This is a genomic window from Rouxiella aceris, assembly GCF_012933545.1.
In the GTDB taxonomy this organism is placed as follows: Bacteria; Pseudomonadota; Gammaproteobacteria; order Enterobacterales; family Enterobacteriaceae; genus Rouxiella; species Rouxiella aceris.
Window position 1 is genome coordinate 89,435 of the sequence record NZ_JAADJU010000012.1, and the last position, 21,193, is coordinate 110,627.

Genomic DNA, 21,193 nt, shown 5'->3' on the forward strand with positions numbered 1-21,193 from the left:
CCTAATCATCTCTTGATAACTCCCAATGCTTGTCAGCAGCAAACCGAGTTACAGCAGCATTCCCACCAGTAGATACATATTCAGGCTAATCACCACCAATACAATCAATCGCCCGGTATATTGCATGCCCCGTGAATTGACCATATCTCCCATCAGCTCGCGATTACCGGTAAAGGCCAACAGCGGCAATAGCGCCAGGGCAATGCCAAAACTCAGCAATACCTGACTCATCACCAGAACTTTGGTGGCGTCCATTCCGGCAAGGATGACGATAAAAGAGGGAGCCATGGTGACGGCACGTCTGACCCAAATGGGGATATAGAATTTCACAAATCCCTGCATCACCACTTGACCGGCCAAAGTCCCGACGACGGTAGAAGATAATCCCGCCGCCACCAGACTCAAGCCAAACGTGGTAGCCGCCGCATGCCCCAGCAATGGCGAGAGCGTCAGATAAGCATCTTCTAGTTCGCTTATCCCTTTATGCCCACTGAAATGGAACGCCGCCGCCGCGGTGGCCATCATCGCCAGATTAACAAACCCGGCAATGGTCATGGCAATAGCGACATCCAGCTTGGTGGCCGAATAGCGTTGTGCTTTTGAGTTGAGACTGGAACGTTGGGTCAGCGAAGAGTGCAGGTAGATGACATGCGGCATAATGGTCGCGCCCAGCACCCCGGCGGCCAGGTATACCGAATCCCGATCCGGCAACACAGGGGTCAGCATCCCCTTACCCAGCGCCAACATCTTGGGCTGGGAGAAAAACAGTTCAACAATATAGGCAGCAGCGACAAACAGTAGCAAACCGCCAATCACCAGCTCCAGCGGTTTTTGTCCGCGTTTTTGCAAAGCGAGGATAATAAAGGTGGCAATACCGGTAAGCACAGCACCTTGCAACAACGAGACGCCAAGCAACAGCTTAAAGCCAATAGCAGCACCGATAAACTCCGCCAGATCCGTTGCCATGGCAATAATTTCGGCCTGTATCCAGTAAGCCCAGACGGCAGGACGAGGAAAACGATCGCGGATATGTTCTGCCAGGTTTTTGCCGGTAGCGATACCCAACTTGGCGGACATTAGTTGGATCAGCATCGCCATCACATTGGCCCACACCACCACCCACAGCAGTTGATAGCCATAAGAGGCACCGGCCTGGATATTGGTGGCGAAATTGCCAGGATCGATATAGCCGATGGCGGCAATAAAGGCAGGCCCCATCAAAGAAAGCTTTATCTTCCGGGAGGAACGGCTGGAGGACTCAGCTCGGCTATTCAGCATATCAGTTAACCCTTACAGTTTTTGCACTTACAAATATCATATCTAATTGAGAATGATTATCAAGCGCATTTAGATTGGTATTGGTTATTTCTCTGATAGGGAGTAAGCGTCTAAGTTAACACAGACAGCTTTTACACTCTCGATAGCCATGATATTGGTCATCGGCAAAGCGTTGCTCCCCTCTTCCTGTAGCTGAAAAAGTCAGTAACCAGAGTCAATCGGGTCAGTAACAACGCGGCAGATAACCGCCAAAGGGCACACAAGCCAAAAAAGCCAAAAACACGTGGCTCGCTTTCCTAATGCAGACATTTTTTATAAAACTCAGAACCTAATACGGCTTCTATTAAAACTAGCACAATAATTCCATTTCTGCGTATTTTTCTTAACATCTTAACTTTTGGTGTTATGTCGCTGGAAATGTTGCTTTTTAGCCACTTAATTTCTATATTTGCAGTGCATATCACGTTTTAAATGTACGTGTTACATAAAATGTCCGTCGAAATATTGCCTGCCTCAAATTTGGAGCACACATGTCCCGAATACTGCACTTTGTGTTAGCGTTAGCTGTTGTCGCAGTACTGGCTTTACTGGTAAGTCGTGATCGTAAAAACATTCGTTTACGTTTTATCGTACAGTTATTAGTCATTGAAGTCTTATTAGCCTATTTCTTCCTCAATTCTGAAATCGGATTAGGTTTTGTAAAAGGTTTCTCAGACTTGTTTGAAAAGCTGTTGAAATTTGCAGCAGAGGGGACGGGTTTCGTGTTTGGAGGCATGAACGAAAAAGGATTAGCGTTCTTCTTCCTGAATGTATTGTGTCCAATTGTGTTTATCTCCGCACTGATTGGTATTTTACAACACCTTCGTGTCCTGCCAGTGATCATCCGTATCATTGGTACTGTATTGTCGAAAGTTAACGGTATGGGGAAACTGGAATCCTTCAACGCCGTCAGCTCGCTGATCCTCGGTCAGTCAGAAAACTTTATCGCGTATAAAGATATTCTGAACAAAATGTCAGAAAAACGCATGTACACCATGGCCGCCACGGCGATGTCGACAGTTTCCATGTCGATTGTCGGTGCTTACATGACTATGCTGGAACCAAAGTTTGTGGTCGCCGCACTGGTGCTTAATATGTTCAGCACCTTTATCGTACTCTCTTTAATCAACCCTTATAAAGTTGAAGATGAGGCCGATTTGCAAATGACCAATACGCACCAGGGTCAAAGCTTCTTTGAAATGTTGGGGGAATATATTCTCGCCGGTTTTAAAGTAGCCATTATCGTTGCGGCGATGTTGATCGGCTTTATTGCGCTGATCTCTTGTCTTAACGCCCTGTTCAACACCATTTTCGGCATCAGCTTCCAGGGTGTTCTCGGCTACGTCTTCTATCCATTTGCCTGGGTAATGGGTGTACCAAGCCACGAAGCGTTGCAGGTGGGCAGTATTATGGCGACCAAGTTGGTCTCCAACGAGTTTGTGGCGATGCTGGATTTGCAGAAAGTGGCGCACGACCTGTCACCACGCGGGGTCGGTATCCTGTCTGTGTTCCTGGTCTCTTTTGCCAACTTCTCGTCAATTGGTATCGTGGCGGGGGCAATCAAGGGCCTCAACGAGCATCAGGGCAACGTGGTTTCACGCTTTGGCCTGAAGCTGCTGTACGGCTCAACGCTGGTTAGCGTGTTGTCTGCATCGATTGCAGGGCTGGTACTGGCGTAAGCGATAGACAAGTTATTGGTTTAAAGGAAGGCGCTTCGGCGCCTTTTTTTTTGGGCTTAAAAGTCAATTTTTTGCTTTAAAGTCAATTTGTTGTGAGGAGAGGGTTTTAATTGCAAATTTGCTTTTAGCTTCAAGGTCAAGGTCAACTGCATTCGCTGCGCTCACTGGGCGGCGGCCCAGACCGCCCAAAGGAGGCGAAGGCGCGCCTCCTTTGGAATCCTGCGCCTTGTCCAAATTGAACAGTGTCGTGCCCTCGGTTCGAGTTCTTTCCAGTGACTTCAGTGTGTGGCCTAAACCACGCCGCTTCGCGGTCCCTTCACTCGGTCGCGAGCCAAAAGCGTCTCGCTCCACGTCGCTCAGCGTAGGTTTTGAATCGGCCAAGCGGCATTTACTGAAAAACCGGCAACATTAAAGGTCAACTGCAAAGACAAAAAGACAAAAAATCTTTGTCTGAAACGGTACGGTGTAGATAGTTTGCTGGCACATTCAGAGACGGCGCCGCGCGAAGCGGAGGGAGACGCTTTTGGCTCCCGACCGAGCAAGGGGACTGCGGAGCAGCGCGGCTCGTGCCACGCGCGGAGTGACTGAAACATAGCCGGTAATAGGCAGCAGACGAATCAACAACACCAAAAGGCCAAGGATTGTTAAGGAGCGGGCCAGCGCTCCTTAACTCGGTTCGGCACAGCGGGTTAAGTTGCCACCGCTATTATAAAACCGAAACAGCTCCTCATAGCCAATTGGTTTTAAATAACAATTGCCATTTAAGCTGGAACGGCACGACGTACATAGCTAGTTGGCACATTCAGAGACGGCGCCGCGCGAAGCGGAGGGAGACGCTTTTGGCTCCCGACCGAGCAAGGGGACTGCGCAGCAGCGCGGCTCGTGCCACACTCGGGGTTACTGAAACATAGCCGGTAATAGGCAGCAGACGAATCAAAGACACCAAAAGGCCAAGGATTGTTAAGGAGCGGGCCAGCGCTCCTTAACTCGGTTCGGCACAGCGGGTTAAGTGGCCACCGCTATTATAAAACCGAAACAGCTCCTCGGAGTTAATTGACTTTAAGCCATACATTGCCATTTAAGACATGCTGACTGGCACATTCAGAGACGGCGCCGCGCGAAGCGGAGGGAGACGCTTTTGGCTCCCGACCGAGCAAGGGGACTGCGCAGCAGCGCGGCTCGTGCCACGCTGGGAGTAACTGGAACATAGCCGGTAATAGGCAGCAGACGCATCAACAACACCAAAAGGCCAAGGATTGTTAAGGAGCGGGCCAGCGCTCCTTAACTCGGTTCGGCACAGCGGGTTAAGTGGCCACCGCTATTATAAAACCGAAACAACTCCTCATAGCCCATTGACTTTAAAAAAAGGAAATTGCCATTTAAGCCCAACCCGATACAGCTTCTCTAAAGCCAATTGACTTTAAAATAGAAAATTGTCATTTAAGCCAAAACTGAAATGCAAAAAAACGCCCATTAGGCGCCTTTTTTATCACTAAAGTGGTGGGTCGTGCGGGATTCGAACCTGCGACCAATTGATTAAAAGTCAACTGCTCTACCAACTGAGCTAACGACCCACTGTTTAGTGCTATGTCAATTTTCAGAAGTGGTGGGCGATGACGGGTTCGAACCGCCGACCCCCTCCGTGTAAAGGAGATGCTCTACCAACTGAGCTAATCGCCCACTTCTGAAAACTGTTTGCAAGAAGCTTGCTGAGAATTGGTGGGCGATGACGGGTTCGAACCGCCGACCCCCTCCGTGTAAAGGAGATGCTCTACCAACTGAGCTAATCGCCCAATTCTCAATTCTTCTTACTTATCACAACCGGTCACTCTTAAAGAGTGGTGGGCGATGACGGGTTCGAACCGCCGACCCCCTCCGTGTAAAGGAGATGCTCTACCAACTGAGCTAATCGCCCCGTCGTGATGGAGTCGCATTATAGGGACAGTTCGAAATGAGTCAACGGTTTTTAAAAACAAAATTCACTGTTCGGCTTAAAATTAGACAAGCCGCCAAAAAAGTGTGCAATGCAGCCTATTCTTTATGCATCAACGGGCTGATTGCCCGTGAGTTTGCCCGTATCGACGTTGAGGATTCAGTGCAGAGTGGTAGAATGGCGACCACTTTTTAGTAATTGATGGTCACGTTTTTTGCGTGGCGTCTATTTGAAACATAGTTAAGGCTGCTTCCCAGATGAAAATCAAAACCCGTTTTGCTCCCAGCCCAACAGGCTACCTGCACGTTGGCGGCGCTCGTACAGCACTTTATTCCTGGCTTTATGCGCGCAATTTGGGTGGAGAGTTTGTGTTACGTATAGAAGACACCGATCTGGAGCGCTCAACCCAGGCAGCCATCGATGCGATTATGGATGGCATGAACTGGCTGAATCTGGATTGGGATGAAGGTCCCTATTTCCAGACCAAACGTTTTGATCGCTATAACGCAGTGATCGACCAGATGCTGGAAAATGGCACCGCCTATAAGTGTTACTGCTCCAAAGAGCGTCTGGAGGCTCTGCGTGAAGAGCAAATGGCAAATAACGAGAAGCCGCGTTATGACGGTCGTTGCCGCGATAGCCATGAACATCATGCTGCCGATGAGCCTTGTGTGGTTCGCTTCCGCAATCCGCAGGAAGGGTCGGTGATTTTTGACGATCAGATCCGCGGGCCGATCGAAATTAGCAACCAGGAACTCGACGATCTGATTATTCGTCGTACCGATGGTGCACCAACCTACAATTTCTGCGTGGTAGTAGATGACTGGGATATGGAAATTACTCACGTTATCCGTGGTGAAGACCATATCAACAATACGCCACGTCAGATCAATATCCTTAAAGCGCTGGGCGCGCCTGTGCCCGTCTACGCGCACGTATCGATGATCCTGGGTGATGATGGCAAGAAACTGTCTAAACGCCATGGTGCCGTCGGTGTGATGCAGTATCGCGATGATGGCTATCTACCAGAAGCCCTGCTTAACTACCTGGTGCGTTTAGGCTGGTCTCATGGCGATCAGGAAATTTTCAGCGTTGATGAAATGAAGGCACTGTTTAGCCTGGAAAACGTCAGCAAATCCGCCAGCGCCTTCAATACCGAAAAACTGCAGTGGCTGAACCACCATTACATTAATACGTTGCCAGCAGAATACGTGGCGACGCATTTGCAATGGCATATGGAACAGCAGGGGATTGAGACCCATACCGGTCCGCAGCTCTCCGAACTGGTGAAACTGTTGGGTGAACGCTGCAAGACGCTGAAAGAAATGGCCGAGTCTTGCCACTATTTCTATCAGGACTTCACTGAGTTTGATGCCGATGCGGCGAAAAAACACCTGCGTCCGGTAGCCCGTCAGCCGCTGGAAGCCGTGCGCGTCAAACTGGCCGCCGTCAGCGAGTGGACCCCTGAGAATGTGCATAACGCCATTCAGGGCACCGCAGACGAGCTGGGTGTCGGTATGGGCAAGGTTGGTATGCCACTGCGCGTTGCCGTGACCGGTGCAGGCCAGTCGCCTGGTATGGATGTCACCGTCCATGCTATTGGTCAGAGCCGTACGCTGGCGCGTATTGATATGGCGCTGGCATTTATTGCCGAGCGTGAAGCGCAGCAATAAGGTTTTTTGTAATTAGTAAAAAAGCCAGTCGGGTTAACGCCCCACTGGCTTTTTATTTGCCCTTGTAAAAACGGGACGAAACGACTTAATGAGACTGCGAGGTGGTTTTTACCGTTTCGGCAGTAGGGCGATAGGCCATAAAGTACATCAGCCCGACAAAGCCCGCGCCGCCAACCGCATTGCCCAGGAAGACGGCAGCAAAGTTAGGGAAATACTGCGACCAGCTCAAGGCACCGGCAAAAATCGCAGCCGGAATGATAAACATATTGGCCACCACGTGCTGGAAACCGATGGCAACAAAGGCCATTACCGGGAACCACATGCCAATCACTTTACCGCCGACATCTTTACTGGCAAACGCCAGCCATACCGCCAGACAGACTAACCAGTTACAGCCAATGCCTGAAATAAACGCATGCATAAAGTCAGCGCTGACTTTGGCTTGCGCGGTGGCGACGGTTTTGGCCAAAAAGGCACCTTCGGTCATTGCCAGCACATGACCAAAGAAATAGGCCACGGCAATGCTGCCAAGCAGATTGGCAAGGGTGACCCAGAACCAGTTGCGGATAACAGCATACAGGCTGATTTGGCGGGCAAACCAGGCAATAGGTAAGGTCATCATATTACCGGTAAGCAGTTCGCCCCCGGCCAGCACGGTCAGGATCAGACCAACCGGGAACACGGCTGCGCCCAACAGACCGCCGAATGATCCCCAGGATGCAGGTAGTGTCCCTACTACATGCAGATCGAGCAGGAAGCCAATAGCGATAAAGGCACCCGCCAGAAAACCCAGAATTAACAAATTGGCGACAGATGCACGGCTTTTGTTCACTCCGGCCGTAACGGCGAGTGACGCAATTTCTTTAGGTGAATACAAGGACATGAGTAGACTCGAATAGTTTGTGTGAGAATTATTGCGCAGGAAGTCTATTATGAGAATTCTCTTATCACAACATTTTATGACGCTTTATTAACACCGCATTAAAGACTGAATTACACATGTTATAAAAAATGATGAGTATGATCATACAAATGGCGATTGCTGAGGTTATTTCTGTCTGACCGATAAGCTTTGCAGGTGCGCACGATTTGTTCAAACTGATCAAAAAATCGCTGTTATCGCCTGTATTTGGTGTCTTTTTCAGCGCTTGATTACATTATCGGATTTAGCCGTTGACAGCCTAAGCGGGGTTTCATATTATGCGCCCCGTTCACAGGATTTAATGTGTCTGGAACGGGGCTATAGCTCAGCTGGGAGAGCGCTTGCATGGCATGCAAGAGGTCAGCGGTTCGATCCCGCTTAGCTCCACCAATCTTCTTCTCAGAGCAGGTTGGTCGCTTAACGCTGTTAAGCATAAGACAGTAAGTTCGGAACACCCGTGGGGGTATAGCTCAGCTGGGAGAGCGCTTGCATGGCATGCAAGAGGTCAGCGGTTCGATCCCGCTTATCTCCACCAAATTTAAAGAACCCGCTTCGGCGGGTTTTTGTTTTGGGCTTAAATGGCAATTTTCTTTTTTTAAAGTCAATGAGCTACGAGGAGTTGTTTCGGGTTGGGCTTAAATATCAATTTATGGCTTAAAGTCAATTGGCTATGAGGAGCTGTTTCGGTTTTATAATAGCGGTGGCCGCTTAACCCGCTGTGCCGAACCGAGTTAAGGAGCGCTGGCCCGCTCCTTAACAATCCTGGGCCTTTTGGTGTCTTTGATTCATCTGCTGCCTATTACCGGCTATGTTTCAGTTACCCCCAGCGTGGCACGAGCCGCGCTGCTCCGCAGTCCCCTTGCTCGGTCGGGAGCCAAAAACGTCTCCCTCCGCTTCGCGCGGCGCCGTCTCTGAATGTGCCAGCAAACTATGCACACCGTGCCGTTTCAGCGGCAAACTTTTTATCTTTTTATCTTTCGCCGTTGACCTTTAATGTTGCCGGTTTTGCCGTAAATGTTTCCTGGCCGATTCAAAACCTACGCTGAGCGACGTGGAGCGAGACGCTTTTGGCTCGCGACCGAGTGAAGGGACCGCGAAGCGGCGTGGTTTAGGCCACACACTGAAGTCACTGGAAAGAACTCGAACCGAGGGCACAACACTGTTCAATTTGGACAAGGCGCAGGATTCCAAAGGAGGCGCGCCTTCGCCTCCTTTGGGCGGTCTGGGCCGCCGCCCAGTGAGCGCAGCGAATGCAGTTGAAGTTGACCTTGACCTTGAAGTTGACTTTAAAACCCAAAATTGTCATTTAAGCCAATCCCGGTTTTGCTTTAAATGTTTCCTGGCCGATTCAAAACCTACGCTGAGCGACGTGGAGCGAGACGCTTTTGGCTCGCGACCGAGTGAAGGGACCGCGCAGCGGCGTGGTTTAGGCCACACACCGGGGTCACTGGAAAGAACTCGAACCGAGGGCACGACACTGTTCAATTTGGACAAGGCGCAGGATTCCAAAGGAGGCGCGCCTTCGCCTCCTTTGGGCGGTCTGGGCCGCCGCCCAGTGAGCGCAGCGAATGCCCTTGAAGTTGACCTTGACCTTGACCTTGACCTCGACCTTGAAGTTAAAAGCAAATTTGCAATTAAAAGCAAAATCAAACTTAACCCCATCACCATTTTCAAATGCGATGATTCAAAACATCCCCACCGTGATCCAACGGCCTAATCTTCCCATGTAATGCCGGATTATCACTCTCATCTTTAAGATTAACCCCCGACAAACGACGATGAAAAGCCTGCTCCAACAGCCAGGCCAATTTAAACGCCGCCTGCGGATAATCCAGCCCTTCCGGACGTACGTTGGAGATACAGTTGCGCTCAGACTCCAGACGCCGCGTATGCGGTCCCCAGGTCATATAAATGCCAAGACTGTCGGGAGATGAAAGACCGGGGCGCTCACCAATCAAAATAGCCACCGCACGGGCTTTCATCACCTCGGCAATATCATCACCCAGCGCAACCCGCGACTGATGTGCCAATACCACCGGCCCCAGTTTTATTTCAAGCTGACGCAGATAAGGCAATAATGCCGTAATCAACGGCACCGCCTGACGATGAACAGCTTTCGATGACAGACCATCAGCCACCACCAGCAATAAATCTGCCGGCTCGCCATGGCGCTGCTGTAAAAATTCACGACTGGAGGCAGAAAGCTTACGCCCGAGATCTGGTCGACACAGGTAAGTGGTGCGATCGGCCGCCGCGCTGTCCACGCGCAGCGTCTGCAACCCCAAAGCGTGCAACTCAGGTTCCAGCTCTTCGCTGTTAAAGGGTTGATGTACCGCATCACGCGCCTGGGCATGCGCCATACCAAAACGCATCACTTCATCGGTAGGTAAACTGGCACCCGAACGCCCGAGGGCGATTCTGGCAGCGGTAAATTTGCGCAATGCCTCCCAGGGATTGCTATGCACCAGCGTCAACGGCAGCGCGGATTTTTCCACATCATTGCTCATTATTGCACTCCCAGCTGCGGCAACTGACTGAGCAGCGGGTGCGATGCGCGCGTATCGCGAATTCTTCCCGCCCCGTCGATAATCTTCATTTTCTCCAGCCAGACGGCAAATTCCGGCGCATGCTTCAGGCCCAACAATTCGCGAATATAGAGCGCATCGTGAAAAGAGGTGCTTTGGTAATTCAGCATAATGTCATCAGCACCCGGCACGCCGATAAGAAACGTCAGACCCGCCGCCGCCAATAGCGTCAGCAGCGTATCCATATCGTCCTGATCCGCCTCGGCATGATTGGTGTAGCACACGTCACAGCCTAAAGGCACACCCAGCAGTTTGCCGCAGAAGTGATCCTCAAGACCGGCACGAATAATCTGCTTGCCGTCATAAAGATATTCCGGCCCGATAAAACCGACGACGGTATTTACCAGCAACGGCGAAAAACGCCGGGCAATGGCGTAAGCGCGGGCTTCACAGGTTTGCTGATCGACACCAAAATGCGCATTGGCCGACAGGCAACTGCCCTGCCCGGTCTCAAAATACATCACGTTGTCGCCAAGCGTACCGCGCTTAAGGCTTAATGCCGCCTGCTGCGCCTCTTCAAGCACTGCCAGATTAATACCAAAACCGCTGTTGGCCGCTTCGCTGCCGGCAATTGACTGAAACACCAAATCAACCGGCGCACCGCGCTCAATCAAACGGATGGTATTGGTAACATGAGTAAGAATGCACGACTGCGTCGGGATCTCGAAACGCGAGATCACATCATCAAGCATATAGTTCAGGCTTTCCAGCAGCGGCAAACTGTCGCTGGCCGGGTTAATGCCAATCACCGCATCACCAGAGCCATACAGCAAACCATCGAGCATGCTGGCAGCAATCCCCTGCACATTATCCGTGGGGTGATTGGGCTGTAAACGCACGCTCATATGTCCCGGTAAACCGATGGTATTGCGGAACCTGGTGATCACCCGGCATTTTTTGGCCACCAGGATCAAATCCTGATTACGCATCAGCTTGCTGACCGCCGCGGCCATTTCAGGGGTAATGCCTTTGGCAACCCGCGCCAACACGCGCGAGTCGGTGGTTTCACTGAGCAACCAGTCGCGAAAATCCCCCACGGTCAAATGTGAAATCTCGATAAAGGCTGCGGCGTCGTGGCTATCGATAATCAGCCGCGTCACCTCGTCGTCTTCATAGGGGATCAACATCTGTTGCAGAAAGGTCTTCAGCGGCACGTCCGCCAGCGCCATTTTGGCCGCCATGCGCTCTTCGGCACTTTCGGCGGCAACCTCGGCAAGATAATCACCGGAACGCGCCGGTGATGCCTTCGCCATCAGGTCCCGCAAGTCGCGAAACCGATAGCTGCGATGACTTAACGTTGTCTGGTACATATCACTCCCTGGTAAGCGCGTTACTTACCACTTTTAGCCGGTGCCGTCTGCAATACACTGAGCTGCGGATCATGCGCGGCATTGCTACGCGCCTGATGGGTGACGCGGAACCAGGCGTATGCCAGCAGCATCATGGCGGCGAAAATTAAAAATAGTAATGTGTTGTAATAAATCATAGCGACCAGGCAGACAATCGCCAGTAGCAGCGCCAGCGCAGGTGCAAAAGGATACATTGGTGCGCGGAAGGGACGAATCAGGTTAGGCTCGCTGCGACGCAGTTTAAACAGCGCTGCCATGGAAATGATATACATCACAATGGCACCAAACACCGACATGGTAACGATATTGGCCGTCAGCGGTTGGCCACCAATGACGATCAGCGAGTCGGAGAAAATGGCGGCAATACCCACCACGCCGCCAGCAATAATGCCGAGGTGCGGGGTCTGGAAACGGGCATTAACCGAAGCCAGGCGTTTAGGCAGGTAGCCGGCACGCGCCAGGGCAAAAATCTGCCGCGAATAGCCCATGATAATGCCGTGAAACGAGGCAATCAGCCCAAATAACCCCAGCCATACCAGCATATGCAACCAGCCGCTGGAGCTGCCAACAATCAGCTTCATCGCCTGCGGTAAAGGGTCGTTAATATTCGCCAGCTTGGTCCAGTCGCCGACGCCACCGGCAAAAACCATCACCCCCAACGCCAGAACGGTCAGGGTCAGGATGCCGCCAATAAAGGCTTTGGGAATAGTGCGCTGCGGATCTTTTGCTTCCTCAGCCGCCATCGATGCTCCTTCAATGGCCAGGAAAAACCAGATAGCAAAAGGAATAGCGGCAAACATACCGGAAAACGCCGCCGGACTAAAACTGTCACTGCCCGCCCAACCGCCATGCACAAAATTGGACATGTCAAAGCCAGGTGCCACCACGCCCATAAATACCAGCAGTTCAAAAATCGCCAGCAGGGTGACCAACAGCTCAAAGGTGGCCGCAATACCGACACCGAGAATATTCAGCGTCATAAACACCAGGTATGCCCCGACTGCCACCCATTTGGGGTCAATGGCAGGAAACTGTACATTCAGATAGGCACCAATGGCCATGGCGATCGCCGGAGGAGCAAAAACAAACTCAACCAGGGTAGCAAAGCCGGCAATAAAACCGCCAGTCGGCCCAAAAGCGCGATAGGCATAAGCAAAAGGCCCACCGGCGTGCGGAATGGAGGTGGTCAATTCCGTAAAGCTAAAAATAAATGCGCAGTACATTGCTGCAATCACCAAGGCGGTGATTAAAAAACCCAGCGTTCCGGCCTGCGCCCAGCCGTAACTCCAGCCGAAGTATTCCCCGGAAATCACCAGCCCGACAGCAATCCCCCACAAGTGAAAACTGCCCAGCGTTCGTTTTAAAACGGGTGTGACTTTATTATTTTGCATATCCAATCCCCAGCCCTGTGGTATCTCGAAACGTTATCTATCAGGCTAACCAGCCCACCGCAGTGAAAGTTGCCGCAAAGTACCGGCAACTGATCAACCTGCGACACCACTGTTGCAAAGGCTGTACCAACTCGGGGAATGGCTGTTTTTATTGTAAAACCACGTTAATGGCCGGACCTGTAACCCGTCCAGGACCCGGTGTCTGCTTCATTTTGGCGCACTGCACCTTGGTCTAGACCACAAAAGGTGCATGATAAATTTGTGACAACCCTCAAGGTTTCTGCAAAGTCGTCATGGCGGCGGCTATAATAACTGTACGCCGTGAGACCCGTTTTTTCTCTTTACCTGGAAAGATATCTCGATGAAACAACAGCAAATCAAGGACTGGATCAGCCAGGATGTCATGCGGATGCAGGCGTTGAACGCCGCGCAGCAACTGGGGCTTGATGACTGGTGCCTGGCGGCGGGATTTGTGCGCAACCTGGTGTGGGATCGCCTGCACAATTATCGTCATAGCACCCCGCTAAACGATATCGATGTTATTTATTTTAACCCACAACAGCCGGACGCAGACCTTGACCGCGAGTATGAACAACGATTGCGCGATCTGCTGCCTTTGCCGTGGTCGGTAAAAAATCAGGCCAGAATGCACCTCAAGCATCAGCACCCGCCCTATACTTCAAGCAGTGAAGCCATCAGTTATTGGGTCGAAACAGAAACCGCCATTGGCGTGCGGCTCAATGAATATCAACAGCTTGAACTTATCGCCCCACTGGGAGTGGATGCGTTATTTGATTTTAGCATCACCCTCAATCCGAAATGCGGCAAACCCGAAATGCTGCTGGCACGTGCCGCAGAGAAGAAATGGACCGAGATTTGGCAGGATTTACACATCAAAATGTAAGGTTATTGAAAAGGCAATAAAGCTCATATTCAGGCTGCCGATACCTTACATGCAAAATTGCATCTATAGGGGGTACTTATGTCATCAATCAGTGGTGTCAGTTCCGTAACAATTACAGTTAGCTCATCAGGTTCCAGCAGTTCTTCTGCGAATCAGATTGCGCAACTGACCAAACAGGTCCAAAAGCTGTCTGAAGAAGTTAAATCACTTAGTTCAGGCTCTAGTGGACAGACGACTCAGGAAGTACAACAACAAGAGGAGATGTTACAAGAACAGATCCAAATGCTGGAAGCGCAGATTGCTCAGCTTGAGGCTCAGCAAGCGCAGTCGTCACAGCAGACTGCGGCAGCATCAGCGGCATCTTCTGCCACTGCTGCAGCAACTTCTGCGACATCATCGACTTCACAGTCATCATCGGTTGAAGAAGGCGTTAATAAGCCCACAGCCCAAAACCAGATCAACATTTACGTTTAATTGATGCTGCTTTCAGGTTTACAGCCTGCGGGAAAGCATATTTGCAGTAAACATTGCACAGTTAAGAATTGCCGACACCAGGGTTAGTTTTGTGATCCTTCATAATAATCCTTGTAGGCTGCGCTTATCGGTTAACGCTTGAGCCTGTTGTTTAACTACCTGCCAAATAGCTAATGCGGCAGGGGTTAACGACCGGTTCTTGCGTTTAACCAGCATTAGCGCGCGATTTACCTCTGGCACCAATGGCCGTATCAGCAGTTTACTGCCTGAGGGCAGAGGCAATGCCAAGGCGGGCAGCACGCTAATGCCGATGCCCGCCTCTACCATTGGAAACAAAGTTGCCGGATGTCCAATCTCCTGCACAATCTGTGCTTGCACGCCAAACTCTGCCAGGGCCTTATCAATCAGTTGCCGACTCCCTGACGCATAATCCTGCAGCACCAGTCTGGCATTTTGTAACGCCTGCCAGGGAACAGCCTTGAGCGCCGCAAAAGGGCTATCTTCCTGGCAGAGTAATAAAAAAGGCTCATGCAGGATCGCTTCGCTATCGAGATCGGTATTCGGACCGGGATCGATCACAATACCAAAATCCACCTCGGCGTTACGTACACTGTTTAGCACCAGCTGTTGAGACTGGTCGCGCAATAACACCTGAATATCAGGAAACTGTTGGCTGCCGCTGGCGATACACTGCGGCATTAAATGCGCAGAAATCGTCTGACTGGAGGCAATGCGTACCCGGCCATTTTGTTCGGTGCCAAAGCTGCGGGTATCCAGCAACATAGCGTGAAGCTCATCCAGCAGTGGTTCGACGCGATTGGCCAGACGACGGCCTGCATCCGTCAAGGTAACTTCTCGCGTAGTGCGATCCAATAAGCGCACCCCCATCTCCCCTTCCAACTCCTTGATGCTATGGCTGATCGCCGACTGACTGAGGCCTATTGCTTCGCCAGTGCGGCTAAACCCGCCGTAGCGCGCAACCGCGATAAACACCTTGAGCTGCTTCAATGAATAGTTCATGAATTTTTTTCATAAATGGATTAAATAAATCAATTTTTTAATTCTACGCGAAACGTTCACCATAGTGCCATGACTTGACAAAATAATGAGATAACGATGAGAGCCCTGCGATTTTTACCCGACAGTTTTACCATGATGTTGGTGGCGACCGTATTACTCGCCACCGTGGTTCCGGCCCAAGGCGTTTATGTAGACGCATTCAATGACTTAACCATTTTTGCCATCGCCCTGCTGTTTTTTATGCATGGCGCCAAGCTCTCGCGTAAAGCGATCCTTGAAGGCAGCAATAACTGGCGGTTACATCTGTGGGTGATGTTCAGTACCTTTGTGCTGTTTCCAATCCTTGGCCTGCTGTTCCAGTGGTGGCACCCGGTTGACGTCAGCCCGCAAATCTATTCCGGCTTTGTCTTTCTGTGCATTTTGCCGGCGACCGTGCAGTCGGCCATTGCCTTCACCTCCATGGCCGGTGGCAACGTGGCCGCTGCGGTGTGCAGTGCGTCGGCATCCAGCCTGCTGGGGATTTTTGTCTCGCCGCTGCTGGTCAGTCTGTTAATGCATGTGCAGGGCGATACCGGCAACGGTCTGGAACAGATGTGGCATATCATTCTGCAGTTATTGCTGCCGTTTGTTGCCGGCCACCTGTTGCGGCCACTGATTGGCGGATTTGTGGAAAAACACAAAAAGATGATTGGCAAAACCGACCGGACGTCGATTTTACTGGTGGTCTATACCGCATTTAGTGAAGCGGTTACGCAGGGGATTTGGCATAAGGTGGGCGTAGGATCCTTCGCCTTTATCGTGGCATTTTGCCTGGTGCTGCTGACGTTTATCCTGGTGATTAACACTTATGTGGCGCGCTGGCTGGGTTTTGCCAAAGCAGACGAGATCACCATTGTATTTTGTGGTTCGAAAAAGAGTCTGGCCAACGGTATTCCATTGGCCAATATCCTTTTCCCGGTCAGCGCCGTGGGTATGATGGTGCTGCCGCTGATGATTTTCCATCAGGTTCAGTTGATGACCTGTGCCGTGCTGGCCAAACGCTACCAGGATAAACAGCGAAAAGTTGCCCAGTCAGAGTTGGTCACCGCAACAGTGCAGGCCAAGGGTCAGTAAGGATAACGAGCGCGGATTTCAGCGCTCGGTTTTTCCCTGAAAAGCACGCCCCCCGTGCCTGAGGGGGGTCAGCAGATCTTGCAGGCCTTCAATCTTGATCGCCAACGTCATTTCCAGCAGCATGCCCAGCTTGCCTTCAGGGAATTCGCCCTTTCTGGCAAACCACAGCAGGTACTCTTCCGGCAGATCGATCAACACGCGCCCCTGATATTTACCAAAGGGCATGATGGTGTTGGCAATCTCAATCAGGTCCTCTTTTTCCATAGGAATTAATCACCTAATAAACGGATCATTTCGGCTTCATCAATTACCGGGATCCCCAGTTCCTGGGCTTTCACCAGCTTGGAACCCGCTGCTTCACCGGCAATCACCATATCGGTTTTCTTCGATACGCTGCCGGTCACTTTGGCGCCCAGCGCCGTTAACCGATCTTTGGCTTCATCACGGGAGAGGATCGACAAAGAACCGGTTAATACCAGCACTTTACCGGCAAAAGGACTGTCGATTTCCTCGGCAACGATCACCTGCGGTGCCGGCCAGCGAATATTGATTTCCGGGCTGAGCAGCTCGGCAATCACCTGCTGATTATGCGTCTCTGACAGGAAATTGACCACGTGTTTGGCCACCACATCGCCGACATCCTGCACCTGTTTGAGCGAGTCGATATCAGCGGCGCGCAGGGCCTCAATCGAGCCATAGTGCGCAGCCAGATTAGCCGCGGTGGCCTCGCCGACTTCGCGGATCCCCAGGGCATAAAGAAAACGTGCCAGGGTGGTCTGTTTGGCTTTTTCCAGCGCGGCAACCAGATTCTGTGCCGATTTTGGCCCCATGCGATCTAACCCGGTCATAATGCCGGCACTAAGACGAAACAGGTCCGCCGGCGTTTTGACGTACTCTTTTTCCACCAGTTGATCGATGATCTTGTCGCCCATGCCATCGACATCCAGGGCGCGGCGCGAGACGAAATGTTTGAGCGCTTCTTTACGCTGCGCGGCGCAAAACAGGCCGCCCGTACAGCGGGCTACTGCTTCGCCTTCCACGCGTTCAATATCGGAATGACAGACCGGGCATTGCGTAGGGAACGTTATCTCGCGGGCATCTTCTGGGCGCTGCTCAACAATCACCCCAACCACCTGTGGAATAACATCACCGGCACGGCGCACAATTACCGTATCGTTAATGCGCAGGCCCAGGCGCTCAATTTCATCGGCATTGTGCAGAGTGGCATTGCTGACCATCACCCCGGCCACCAACACCGGTTCCAGGCGCGCTACCGGCGTAATCGCCCCGGTACGTCCAACCTGAAACTCCACATCTTTGACCTGGGTGATCTGTTCCTGGGCCGGGAACTTGAAAGCAGTGGCCCAGCGCGGCGCACGAGCCACAAAGCCGAGGCTTTCCTGTGTCTCCAGGGAATCGATTTTGATCACTACGCCATCAATATCAAATCCAAGTTGTGCACGATCCTGCTCAACCTGACGATAAAACGCCAATACTTGATCACTGCCGGTACAGAGTTGCACTCGATCGCTGACCGGCAGCCCCCAGGCTTTAAATTGCAACAAACGCTGTAAATGGCTGGTAGGCAGCGAACCGCCTTCCAGCACCCCGACGCCGTAACAGAAAAAGGTTAGCGGACGTTTGGCAGTAATCCGCGGATCGAGCTGGCGCAGTGAACCTGCCGCAGCATTGCGCGGGTTGGCAAACACCTTGCCACCGGTACGGCGCGCCTCATTATTGAGGGCTTCGAACCCCTGTTGCGGCATAAAGACTTCGCCGCGTACCTCAAGGCGTGACGGGATATTGTCACCGCTCAGCCGCAAGGGGATAGCGCGAATGGTGCGCACATTGAGGGTAATGTTTTCACCGGTGGTGCCATCGCCACGAGTGGCGGCCTGGGTCAATTCACCATTTTCATACAGCAGACTGACCGCCAGACCGTCGAGTTTCAACTCACAACAAAAGGTCAGAGGGGTCGTCACTTTCAGACGATCCTGAACGCGCTTATAGAACGCCAGGAAGCTGTCTTCATCAAAAACGTTATCCAGAGACAACATTGGCACCTGATGCCGAACCTGTTCAAAAGCCGCAAGCGGTGCGGCACCCACGCGTTGGGTGGGGGAATCGGCGGTGATCAGTTGCGGATGCTGTTCTTCGAGTTGGCGCAAAGTCTGCATCAGCCGGTCATACTCGGCATCCGGCACTTGCGGGGCATCCAGCACGTGATATTGATATTCATGGTGACGCAGCTGGCTGCGCAGTTGATTGATTTCTTCTTGAATTGTGGCCATGACTCACCATAAAGATAAAAACCCCCGTTATACGGGGGTTGGAGTTTGATGACAAAGTCGTCTTGATGATCGAGATACCCGGGCATAGCACACCTAGGGGCGCTCCGGCGGGCAAGCCCGCTACGACCCCAACGGTGCACTCTCCCTAATAATGGACTTTGTCAGCAGTCTGAAACCCCCGTTATACGGGGGTTGGAGCCTAAAGCTTTCAAAACAGGGCGTCTTGGAAGCTTTAGGTAGATAACAATGTTAGCGGTCGGCAGAAACTAGGACGTAGCTTCCAGCACTTCGCGAATGCGCGCCTTGTAGGTTTCCAGCTTCTGCGGTGTCATCATCCGACGTTCGTCATCCAGCACTACGGCACCGACATCGTCAGCAATTCGCTGAGCGGACTGCAGCAGCAGTTTAAAGTTCTGGTGAGCATCGCCATAGCACGGCACCATCATAAACAGGGTGATACCCGGCGTGGTGAATTCAGACATATTCTCGGGATCGAAGGAACCCGGTTTCACCATATTCGCCAGGCTGAATAACACGGGTCCACTGCCCGCAGGGCTGACATGACGATGAAAAATGTTCATTTCACCAAACTGAAAGCCTGACTGTAGCACGCTCTGCAACAGCACTTCACCGCCAATCACGCCGCCCTGGTGGGCAGCAACATGCAGGACCAGCACGGTCTCTTGCAGTTTGGCTTTGGCTGGTGGCGCTTCTGGCTCAGCCGGTTGAAAAGCTTGCGGTTCGGCTTGCGCCGCCGGCGCTGCATCGGCATGAATTTCCGCAGGCGGTACAGGAGCGGTGCGCACTGCAGGCTGGGCTGCAGAGGTCACCGGCGATTCAGGGCGCGGTGCGTGAGTCGATTGCGTCGAATAGCCGCCTAATAACGGGTCATCATAGCCCGCTGCAGGTTGTGCAGGCTGCTGAACCGGTGCCTGAGGTGGCACAGCTCGTTGCGGGGCCTGCTGCACAGATGGCTGAGGCGCAGCTTTGGGTTGCGCATGCATCGGAGCAAATGTTTCATTTTCGTCATAGCGTCCCAGGCCCGGCTCATCTTGTGGATGAGCAGCACGCACGCGCACTTCGCCCACCCCATCAACGAAGTCTTCGCTCGGGGATTGCTCTCTTTCTTTTTTCACTCGTTTAATTGGACGATCGCGAAAAAGCGAAGAGCGTTCTTTACGGCTGGTCCACAAACCGTGTAATAACAACGCTATTATGGCGATCGCGCCAACAACGATTAATATCAGACGCAAATCCTGCATCATTGCTATCTCTGTTGTTCTGTACCCGTCATCATGCAAAATGCAGAAAGCCTTAACTTTCCTTGCTCGCCCGCATCACTGGGTGATCACCGATGAGCCAAATTGCCGTCTACCTGCATTTTAAATGTAATTAGGTAATAATTCATTGCCACCACGGCAAACATTCACCTGTCTAACTTTATTTGCCTGAGTTGATAAGTGCAAGTCTGGACACTGTTTTATGCCAATAAACATGATTGCTGCACCTTTTTTGACTACTTTTCAGCCAACAAGTGCCTGGTCAGTGCAAAATCATACCGATATGATAGCCCAGCCTATTCAATTTAGAGAGAAAATTTCTTTTATGTCGTCATCTGAAGTCAACGGTGTTCACTATTTTGCTCAAGGGTGGAAGTTAATCTCGTTACCGGGTATCCGCCGCTTTGTGATTATCCCCCTTTTGGTCAATATATTATTGATGGGTGGCGCCTTCTGGTGGCTATTCAGTCAACTGGGACAATGGATCCCGGCAATGATGAGTCATGTCCCCGCCTGGTTGCGCTGGCTGGACTATGTTATCTGGCCCATCGCCGTGGTTTCCATTTTGCTGGTATTCAGTTTCCTGTTCAGTACGCTGGCCAATCTGATCGCCGCGCCATTTAGCGGGCTGTTGGCAGAACAGCTCGAAGCGCGGCTGACCGGTAAAGTGCTGCCCGATGCCGGTATCTGGGGAATTATGAAAGATTTGCCGCGCATTATGAAACGCGAGTGCCAGAAACTGGGCTACTACCTGCCAAGAGCCCTACTACTGCTAATACTGCATTTTATTCCCGGAATAGGACAAACCCTGGCACCGGTGCTGTGGTTCTTTTTTAGCGCCTGGATGTTGGCTATCCAATACTGCGACTATCCTTTCGATAATCATAAAGTCAGTTTTGCCGATATGCGTCGTTCCCTGGGACGCCATAAAATCGACAATCTGCAATTTGGTTCGCTGGTCAGTCTCTGTACCCTGGTTCCGCTACTGAATCTGTTAATTCTGCCGGTTGCCGTCTGCGGCGCAACGGCCATGTGGGTCGATCGTTACCGCAATAATCACCTTGGCAACGTCGCAGGGCGCTAAGGTTAAAGCTTGCCAGCGCCCGGCCAGCGCAGGTAATCGATGGATAATCAGCGTGCTATCCTTTGCCGTGGTACAGCGGCAAAGGAGTTTATTTCCGAATCACATAACATATACCAATTCTTTACTTCACGGGAAAACGCGTTAGCGTATGATTTTTACGTTTTCCTCTTATTTTCAT

17 protein-coding genes and 6 tRNA genes are annotated in these 21,193 nt (G+C 51.7%); 9 read left to right on the plus strand and 14 right to left on the minus strand.

Annotated elements, in window-relative coordinates; all coding sequences use genetic code 11:
* Positions 1-48: 48 nt before the first annotated feature.
* Positions 49-1,278, minus strand: a complete 1,230-nt coding sequence (locus GW590_RS20170; RefSeq protein ID WP_169404874.1) for an Nramp family divalent metal transporter — start codon at positions 1,276-1,278, stop codon at positions 49-51.
* A 530-nt stretch (positions 1,279-1,808) separates the two neighbouring features.
* On the opposite strand from GW590_RS20170, the gene GW590_RS20175 reads away from it, so the two are divergent.
* Positions 1,809-2,996, plus strand: coding sequence for a NupC/NupG family nucleoside CNT transporter (locus GW590_RS20175; RefSeq protein WP_169404875.1), 1,188 nt, complete (start codon positions 1,809-1,811; stop codon positions 2,994-2,996).
* A gap of 63 nt (positions 2,997-3,059) precedes the next feature.
* On the opposite strand, the gene GW590_RS20180 is transcribed toward GW590_RS20175, so the two are convergent.
* The 5 genes from GW590_RS20180 to GW590_RS20200 all read right to left on the minus strand — a co-directional run bounded on the left by GW590_RS20180 (position 3,060) and on the right by GW590_RS20200 (position 4,911).
* On the minus strand, positions 3,060-3,377 hold the full coding sequence (locus tag GW590_RS20180; protein WP_169404876.1) for a hypothetical protein: 318 nt from the start codon (positions 3,375-3,377) through the stop codon (positions 3,060-3,062).
* A 1,117-nt stretch (positions 3,378-4,494) separates the two neighbouring features.
* Positions 4,495-4,570 (minus strand) — tRNA-Lys (locus tag GW590_RS20185).
* Between the two features lie 30 nt (positions 4,571-4,600).
* Positions 4,601-4,676, minus strand: a tRNA-Val gene (locus GW590_RS20190).
* Positions 4,677-4,713: 37 nt separating this feature from the next.
* Positions 4,714-4,789 (minus strand) — tRNA-Val (locus GW590_RS20195).
* 46 nt (positions 4,790-4,835) lie between these two features.
* Positions 4,836-4,911 (minus strand) — tRNA-Val (locus GW590_RS20200).
* Positions 4,912-5,186: 275 nt separating this feature from the next.
* On the opposite strand from GW590_RS20200, the gene gltX reads away from it, so the two are divergent.
* Positions 5,187-6,602: a glutamate--tRNA ligase gene (gene gltX / locus GW590_RS20205; protein WP_169404877.1), complete on the plus strand. Its 1,416-nt coding sequence runs from the start codon at positions 5,187-5,189 to the stop codon at positions 6,600-6,602.
* Between the two features lie 85 nt (positions 6,603-6,687).
* On the opposite strand, the gene GW590_RS20210 is transcribed toward gltX, so the two are convergent.
* The gene (locus GW590_RS20210) at positions 6,688-7,485 is read right to left on the minus strand and encodes a formate/nitrite transporter family protein (RefSeq protein ID WP_169404878.1); all 798 of its coding nucleotides are present in this window, start codon (positions 7,483-7,485) and stop codon (positions 6,688-6,690) included.
* Positions 7,486-7,838: 353 nt separating this feature from the next.
* Between GW590_RS20210 and GW590_RS20215 the strand changes: the two genes are divergently transcribed.
* The 3 genes from GW590_RS20215 (at position 7,839) to GW590_RS20225 (ending at position 9,241) form a co-directional block, all read left to right on the plus strand.
* Positions 7,839-7,914, plus strand: a tRNA-Ala gene (locus GW590_RS20215).
* A gap of 69 nt (positions 7,915-7,983) precedes the next feature.
* Positions 7,984-8,059: transfer RNA gene (locus GW590_RS20220), tRNA-Ala, on the plus strand.
* Between the two features lie 516 nt (positions 8,060-8,575).
* On the plus strand, positions 8,576-9,241 hold the full coding sequence (locus GW590_RS20225; protein WP_169404879.1) for a hypothetical protein: 666 nt from the start codon (positions 8,576-8,578) through the stop codon (positions 9,239-9,241).
* Here the strand turns inward: GW590_RS20225 and eutC are convergent.
* From eutC to eat, 3 genes are read right to left on the minus strand one after another with little or no spacing between them, the layout of a single operon-like run.
* Positions 9,195-10,031: an ethanolamine ammonia-lyase subunit EutC gene (eutC, locus tag GW590_RS20230; RefSeq protein WP_169404880.1), complete on the minus strand. Its 837-nt coding sequence runs from the start codon at positions 10,029-10,031 to the stop codon at positions 9,195-9,197. The two genes, GW590_RS20225 and eutC, sit on opposite strands and share 47 nt — an antisense overlap.
* Positions 10,031-11,419, minus strand: a complete 1,389-nt coding sequence (locus GW590_RS20235; RefSeq protein WP_169404881.1) for an ethanolamine ammonia-lyase subunit EutB — start codon at positions 11,417-11,419, stop codon at positions 10,031-10,033. Before GW590_RS20235 ends, eutC begins: the two co-directional genes overlap by 1 nt.
* 20 nt (positions 11,420-11,439) lie before the next feature.
* Positions 11,440-12,849 (minus strand): ethanolamine permease, encoded by a 1,410-nt coding sequence (eat, locus tag GW590_RS20240; protein ID WP_169404882.1) that lies wholly within the window; start codon positions 12,847-12,849, stop codon positions 11,440-11,442.
* A 361-nt stretch (positions 12,850-13,210) separates the two neighbouring features.
* Here eat and GW590_RS20245 point away from each other — a divergent pair, with 361 nt between their 5' ends.
* Both GW590_RS20245 and GW590_RS20250 read left to right on the plus strand, forming a co-directional pair.
* Entirely contained in the window at positions 13,211-13,753 is a 543-nt protein-coding gene (locus GW590_RS20245) for a nucleotidyltransferase family protein (RefSeq protein ID WP_169404883.1), read from the plus strand.
* A 78-nt stretch (positions 13,754-13,831) separates the two neighbouring features.
* On the plus strand, positions 13,832-14,227 hold the full coding sequence (locus GW590_RS20250) for a FlxA-like family protein (RefSeq protein WP_169404884.1): 396 nt from the start codon (positions 13,832-13,834) through the stop codon (positions 14,225-14,227).
* Positions 14,228-14,326: 99 nt separating this feature from the next.
* On the opposite strand, the gene GW590_RS20255 is transcribed toward GW590_RS20250, so the two are convergent.
* Complete coding sequence (locus GW590_RS20255; RefSeq protein WP_169404885.1) at positions 14,327-15,247, minus strand: LysR family transcriptional regulator; 921 nt, start codon at positions 15,245-15,247, stop codon at positions 14,327-14,329.
* Positions 15,248-15,352: 105 nt separating this feature from the next.
* Here GW590_RS20255 and GW590_RS20260 point away from each other — a divergent pair, with 105 nt between their 5' ends.
* Positions 15,353-16,360, plus strand: a complete 1,008-nt coding sequence (locus GW590_RS20260) for a bile acid:sodium symporter family protein (RefSeq protein ID WP_211186860.1) — start codon at positions 15,353-15,355, stop codon at positions 16,358-16,360.
* An 18-nt stretch (positions 16,361-16,378) separates the two neighbouring features.
* Here the strand turns inward: GW590_RS20260 and GW590_RS20265 are convergent, their stop codons facing one another.
* The 3 genes from GW590_RS20265 to zipA all read right to left on the minus strand — a co-directional run bounded on the left by GW590_RS20265 (position 16,379) and on the right by zipA (position 19,916).
* Positions 16,379-16,624: a DUF3820 family protein gene (locus GW590_RS20265; RefSeq protein ID WP_169404887.1), complete on the minus strand. Its 246-nt coding sequence runs from the start codon at positions 16,622-16,624 to the stop codon at positions 16,379-16,381.
* A gap of 5 nt (positions 16,625-16,629) precedes the next feature.
* Positions 16,630-18,651, minus strand: a complete 2,022-nt coding sequence (gene ligA, locus GW590_RS20270; RefSeq protein WP_169404888.1) for an NAD-dependent DNA ligase LigA — start codon at positions 18,649-18,651, stop codon at positions 16,630-16,632.
* Positions 18,652-18,917: 266 nt separating this feature from the next.
* On the minus strand, positions 18,918-19,916 hold the full coding sequence (gene zipA / locus GW590_RS20275; RefSeq protein ID WP_169404889.1) for a cell division protein ZipA: 999 nt from the start codon (positions 19,914-19,916) through the stop codon (positions 18,918-18,920).
* A gap of 340 nt (positions 19,917-20,256) precedes the next feature.
* Here zipA and cysZ point away from each other — a divergent pair, with 340 nt between their 5' ends.
* Positions 20,257-21,015 carry a sulfate transporter CysZ gene (gene cysZ / locus GW590_RS20280; RefSeq protein ID WP_169404890.1) on the plus strand — a complete coding sequence of 253 codons (759 nt, stop codon included), beginning with the start codon at positions 20,257-20,259 and terminating at the stop codon, positions 21,013-21,015.
* The last annotated feature ends 178 nt before the right edge of the window (positions 21,016-21,193 follow it).